Genomic DNA, 6,092 nt, shown 5'->3' with positions numbered 1-6,092 from the left:
CCGCGCCCTGCGCAGGGCGCGGGCGGGGTCCGGGGGAGCGGACGGGACGACGGGGCCGGGTTCTCGGGACTCGCGGTTCATGGGCGGCCATGTTCCGCCGCGCCCGCCCCGCACACCTCCCGGACGCGCCGCTCACCCGGACGCCGTCGCCCCGTCACCCGCCTGCGCAGCGGGGCCGCCCCGGGCCGTCGAGCCGATGATCGGAATGTCCGTCCAACGGGGGATTCCCTCCGTGCGGCGCGGCGGGTAGCCGGTCGGAAGATAACGGACCTTTAGGGTGATTCGCATGGGGCTTACTCCTGCCTTCGACGCTTCCGCCTTCGGCGCCGCCGCTCGCGGCGCCTCCGCCCGCGAGGCTTCCGCCGGGTCCGCGCTCGCCGAACTGGCGGCGTTCAGCGAGGGTTACGCCCGCGAGATCGCCCGGATGTCCGCCGCGCCGCAGACGCCGGCTCCGGTGGACCTGTTCATCGCGGAGTTCACCGACACGGTCGGCCGCTGCCTGCGCGCGGGCGCCGCCGACGCCTGCGTCCGGCAGGCGGTGGCCCCGCTCAGGGCCGCGCTCGCCGGCTCCCCGCTGATCCGCCGGGGGCAGGAGCGCCGGCGCGGCCACGCGGGCGACTTCGAGATGATCGAGTATCTGCTCTCCGGCCGCAACGACGCCGAACCGGGCACCCTGGGCTGGCAGATCGACGCCTATGTGCAGGACTCGGCCATCACCGGCCAGCACCGCAACAAGATCACCTACCAGGCCGGCCTGATCCGGCGGACGCTCTCCGCGCCGGGCGCGGACCCGGCGGGCCGCCGGGTGCTGCTGATCGCCGCCGGCGCCGCCGCCGACCTGCGCGCCGTGGAGCCGGAGCTGTTCGCCCCCGGCGACCTGGTCGTCCTCAACGACGTGGACGCCGCGGCCCTGGCGCACGCGGCCGCGCGGCTCGCCCCCGAGACGGCCCGGCACACCGTCACCGAGGAGGGCAACGCCTTCCAGGCGCTGCCCGCGCTCGAACGGCACGGCCCCTACGACCTGGTGCTGGCCGGCGGCCTCTTCGACTACCTGACGGACCGCTACGCCAGGCTGCTGGTCACCGCCGTGATGACCCGGCTGTGCGCCCCCGGCGGGCTGTTCCTCTTCACCAACATCGCCACCGGCAACCCCTTCGCGCACCTGATGAAGTACCTCGCCGACTGGCCGCTGATCGAGCGTGCCGAGGACGACGTCCGGGCCCTGGTCCAGGCGGCCGCGCCGCACCGGACCGAGAGCCTGCGCGTCGAGTCCGACACCACCGGCTACACCCTGCTCGCCCACCTCACCCGGGTGGGCCCGCGTCCCCCCGGCTGACGCACCGATTCACCGGCCCCGCGCCGACCGCCGCCCGACCACCAGCACCAGGAGCCCTCACCCATGGCCGACAGCTACCCGGCGATCGCCGGAATCCTGACGGAGACCTTCGGCGTCGAGGCCGACGCCGTCCACCCCGAGACCACCTTCGACCAGCTCGACCTGGACTCCCTGGCGCTGGTGGAGCTGTCCCTGCTGCTGGAGGAGCGCACCGGCCACCGGCTGGAGGAACTGCCCGCCACCGCCACCCTCGCCGAGGCCGCGGCCGCCGTGGACCGCCTGGTCGCCGCCGGCCCGGACGTGCCCGCGCCCTCCGCCGACCCCACCGCCACCGGCTCCGCTGCGGCCGGCTCCACCGCGACCGACCCCGCCGCTGCCGCGCCGGCCGCCGGCGTCCGCCGGTGACCGCCGCCGCCGGGGGCGCCGGCGTCACCGTGACCGGTCTGGGCATGGTGACGCCCGCCGGCATCGGCGCCGCCGCCACCTGGGACGGTCTGCTCGCCGGCGCACCGACCGCCGCCACCGACCCGGTGCTCGCCGGGCTGCACCAGGACTTCTGCTGCCGGGTCCCCGGCTTCGACGCCCACGCGCTGCTGGGCCGCCGGCTCGCCTGGCGGCTGGACCGGGGCACCCATCTCGCCCTGGTCGCCGCCCGGGAGGCGGTCGCCGACGCCGGGCTCGACCCGGCGGACTGGCCCGCGCCCCGGGTCGCGGTGGTCATGGGCGTCGGCACGTGCAGTTTCGAGCACTACGAGCGGGAGTTCGCGCGCGCCGCCGACGGACGGCCCGAGACCGTCTCGCCGTTCGCCCTGCCGCGCTCCATCCCCAACATGGTGCCCGGCGAGATCGGCCTCGACCTCGGCGCGCAGGGCCCCAACCTCGCCGTCAGCACCGCCTGCGCCTCCGGCACCACCGCCCTGGGCGTCGCCCGCGACCTGCTGCGCTCAGGCAGTTGCGACATCGTGCTGGCGGGCGGGGCCGAGTCGGTCTGCCACCGCATCCCGGCCATCTGCTTCGGGCAGATGGGGGCGCTGTCCGGCCGCCGCGACGACCCCGCGCACGCCTCCCGCCCCTTCGACCGGGGCCGCGACGGATTCGTGCTCGGCGAAGGCGCCGCGGTCCTGGTCCTGGAGCGCGCCGACCACGCCCGGGCCCGGGGCGCGCGGGCCCTCGCGCACCTGGCCGGGTACGGGGCCTCCTGCGACGCCCACCACGTCACCTCGCCGCACCCGGACGGCCGCGGACTGGCGCAGGCCGTGCACGGCGCGCTCGCCGCCGCCGGGCTGCGCCCCGAGGACGTGGACCACGTCAACGCGCACGGCACCTCCACCCCGTACAACGACGAGGCCGAGGCCCGCGCGCTGCACGCGGTCTTCCCGCGCACGCCGCCGGTGACCGCGCTGAAGAGCGTGCTGGGGCACTCCATCGGCGGGGCCGGCGCCATCGAGGCGGCCGCCACCGTGCTCGCCCTGCGCCACCAGGTCGTCCCGCCCACCGCCAACCTGGACGACCCCGACCCGGCGCTGGACCTGGACATCGTCGCCAAGGTCCCCCGGCCGCTGCGGATGCGGGCCGCGCTGAGCACCTCCAGCGGCTTCGGCGGCCAGAACGCGGCGGTGGTGCTGACCGCCGAGGTCTGACCGCCGAGGTCCGACCGGCAACCGTATGCGTGGGTGGGCATCGAGGGGCGAGCGGGCGCGGAACTCACGGTTCCGCGCCCGCTCCGTCGCTTTCCGGCCGCTTGCGGGCTCCGCTTCCGGCGGTATCCGGACACCGCACGCCGCCTTGCTGACAAATCTTCTACCGAGGGGTAGGCCCCGAGGGGGCCCCTACTATACGGTCCGTCTAACAACGGTGGAAGGAGCCGCACATGGCAGGCAGCACGGCCCGGCCGGAACCCCGCACCACCGGCCGGCAGACCCAGACCGCGGGCCAGGCCCAGGACCCGAAGCCGGATCGGAACCAGGACCAGGACGTCACCCGGCGCCTCCTCGCGTCCTCCGCGACGCTCTCCTACGACCCGGCGGTCGAGGTCGACTGGGAGACGCCGCTGGACAAGGACTTCCACGGCGCCAGCCCCGAGTGGTCCACCCTCTACGGCACCGCCTACTGGCGGGAGATGACCGAGGAGCAGCGCCGCGAGCTGACCCGGCAGGAGGCCGCCTCGGTGGCCAGCACCGGGATCTGGTTCGAGATGATCCTCCAGCAGATGGTGCTCCGCGACATCTACGCCAAGGACCCCACCAGCCCCGACTTCCAGTGGGCGCTCACCGAGATAGCCGAGGAGTGCCGGCACTCCATCATGTTCGCCCGGGGCGCGCACAAGCTCGGCGCACCCGCCTACCGGCCGCGCCGGGCGGTGCTCGAACTGGGCCGCGCCTTCAAGACGCTGGCCTTCGGCGAGGCGGCCTACGCGGCGATCCTGGTCGCCGAGGAGGTCCTCGACGTCATGCAGCGCGACTGGATGCGCGACGAGCGGGTGGTGCCCTTCGTCCGCACCATCAACAACATCCACGTCGTCGAGGAGTCCCGGCACATGAAGTTCGCCCGGGACGAGACCCGCAAGCGCCTGGCCGGCGCGGGCTGGCTGCGCCGCCAGCTCAACGCCTTCGTGGTCGCCGTCGCCTCGTACTTCATCGTCACCAGCATGGTCAACCGCGAGGTGTACGCCCACGCCGGGCTCGACCGGGACCGCGCGCTCGCCGAGGCCCGCGCCAACGAGCACCACAAGGCCATGATGCGTTCGAGCTGCGCCGGGCTGATGGACTTCCTCGCCTCGGTCCGCCTGCTCACCAAGCCCGCGCTGGCCTTCTACAAGCGCGCCCACCTGATCTGACCAACGTCCGATCCGAACCGGGACCCGGCACATGACCTTCGCCATCACCCAGACCTGTTGCAGCGACGCCGCCTGCGTGGCCGTGTGCCCGGTCAACTGCATCCACCCCACGCCGGAGGAACGCGCCTTCGGCTCCACCGAGATGCTGCACATCGACCCCCGGGCCTGCATCGACTGCGGCGCCTGCGCGGACGCCTGCCCGGTCGACGCCATCCACCCCGTCGACGAACTGCTCGCCGGCCGGCCCGAGCTGGCGGAGTACGCGGAGATCAACGCCGCCTACTTCGCCGGCGCCCCGGAGCCGGAACCGGCCGGCGAGCGCACCGGCCCCAACTTCCACCCCTGGGGCGCACCGTCCTTCGAGCGCACCCTGCCGGCCGACTTCCCGCCCCTGCGGATCGCCGTCGTCGGCACCGGCCCCGCCGGCATGTACGCCGCCCAGGACCTGCTGCTGCACACCGGCGCCGAGGTCACCCTGGTCGACCGGCTCCCGGTGGCCGGCGGGCTGCTGCGCCACGGCGTCGCCCCCGACCACCCCTCGACCCGGCGGGCCGGCGAGTCCTTCGCCCGCTTCCACCGGCACCCCCGGGTGCGGATGTACCTGGGCCTGGAGGCCGGCCGTGAGGTGAGCGCCGAGGAGCTGAGCGCCCACCACGACGCCGTGGTCTACGCGGTCGGGGCCTCCTCGGACCGCAAGCTCGGCGTCCCCGGCGAGGAGTTGCCCGGTGTCGTCTCCGCCACCTCGCTGGTCGCCTGGTACAACGCCCACCCCGAGGTCGCCGCCGACGCCGTCGACGTCTCCGCCGCCCGCGTCGTGGTGGTGGGCAACGGCAACGTCGCCCTCGACGTCGCCCGCGTCCTGGTCGCCGACCCCGACGCGCTGGCCGCCACCGACATCGCCGACCACGCCCTGGCCCGGCTCCGGGACGCCGCCGTCCGGGAGGTCGTGGTGCTCGGCCGGCGCGGCCCCGAACACGCCGCCTACACCCGCTCCGAGGTGCTGGCGCTGCGCCACCTGCCCGGCGTCGACCTCGTCGTGGACGACCACGACCCGCGCACCGGCGCCACCATCGACGCCGCCGCACCGGGCGCCAAGGCCGCCGCCCTGAAGGACGTCCCCCGCCGGCGCGTCGACTACGCCCGGCCACCTGCCGGGGGGCGGCGGATCGTCCTGCGTTTCCACTCCGCCCCCGCCCGCGTCCTCGGCGAGGAGACGGTCCGCGCCGTGGCAGCCCGCGAAGGCGACGACGGCGTACGGGAGATCCCCGCCGGCCTCGTCGTACGCGCCGCCGGCTACCGAGGCCAACCGGTCCCCGGCCTGCCCTTCGACGAGGCCACCGGCACCGTCCCGCACCAGGCCGGCCGCATCACCGCGATGCCCGGCTGCTACGTCGTGGGCTGGATCAAGCGCGGCCCCACCGGCGGCATCGGCGCCAACCGCACCTGCGCGGCGGAGACCGTCGCCACCCTGCTCGCCGACGCCGTGGAGGGCCGGCTGCCCACGCCCACCGGATCGGCGAAGGCGTTCCACCGCCTGGCCCGCCGCCGCACCCCGCGCCTCGTCGACGCCCGCGGCATGGCGGCCATCGACCGCGCCGAGACCGCCCGCGGCCGCGACGACGGCCGTCCCCGGGTCAGGCTGGCCACCGTCGAGGAACTCCTCGCCACCGCCCGCCGCCCCCTGCGCCTGGTCCGCTGACCGCCACCCGTCTCCCGCACGCACCTGCCGCACCCGCCGCGCCCGGCGCCCCGACGCTCCGGGCGCGGCGCCGTGTCCGCCCGGCCGCACGGGCTCGTGTCCACCCTGCGTACACACCCTTGACGGGGCGTCGGCGCCCCCGCACACTCCGGAGTGGCAATCCCCACGGAAAAGGTAGGCAAGCCATGGACCGAACGGCCCCGGACCCCCGCTCGGGCGTC

Annotated in this window: 5 protein-coding genes; all 5 read left to right on the top strand. The window is 75.6% G+C overall.

From position 1 onward, the window contains the following. The first annotated feature begins 286 nt into the window (after window positions 1-286). The 5 genes from C6N75_RS29470 (at window position 287) to C6N75_RS29450 (ending at window position 5,871) form a co-directional block, all read left to right on the top strand. The gene (locus C6N75_RS29470) at window positions 287-1,336 is read left to right on the top strand and encodes a methyltransferase (RefSeq protein ID WP_105871889.1); all 1,050 of its coding nucleotides are present in this window, start codon (window positions 287-289) and stop codon (window positions 1,334-1,336) included. Window positions 1,337-1,399: 63 nt separating this feature from the next. Next, a complete protein-coding gene (locus tag C6N75_RS29465) occupies window positions 1,400-1,741 on the top strand; it encodes a phosphopantetheine-binding protein (protein WP_105871888.1) in 342 nt (113 codons plus the stop codon). Beyond that, window positions 1,738-2,976 carry a beta-ketoacyl-[acyl-carrier-protein] synthase family protein gene (locus C6N75_RS29460; RefSeq protein WP_258177682.1) on the top strand — a complete coding sequence of 413 codons (1,239 nt, stop codon included), beginning with the start codon at window positions 1,738-1,740 and terminating at the stop codon, window positions 2,974-2,976. Before C6N75_RS29465 ends, C6N75_RS29460 begins: the two co-directional genes overlap by 4 nt. Window positions 2,977-3,206: 230 nt before the next feature. Then, complete coding sequence (locus C6N75_RS29455) at window positions 3,207-4,172, top strand: AurF N-oxygenase family protein (RefSeq protein WP_105871887.1); 966 nt, start codon at window positions 3,207-3,209, stop codon at window positions 4,170-4,172. Between the two features lie 31 nt (window positions 4,173-4,203). Beyond that, window positions 4,204-5,871, top strand: coding sequence for an FAD-dependent oxidoreductase (locus C6N75_RS29450; RefSeq protein WP_105871886.1), 1,668 nt, complete (start codon window positions 4,204-4,206; stop codon window positions 5,869-5,871). Window positions 5,872-6,092 lie beyond the last annotated feature (221 nt).

The organism is Streptomyces solincola (assembly GCF_002982015.1).
GTDB lineage: Bacteria > Actinomycetota > Actinomycetes > Streptomycetales > Streptomycetaceae > Streptomyces > Streptomyces solincola.
The sequence above is the reverse complement of the archived record's forward strand: the minus strand, read 5'-3'. Positions and strand labels throughout refer to the sequence as shown.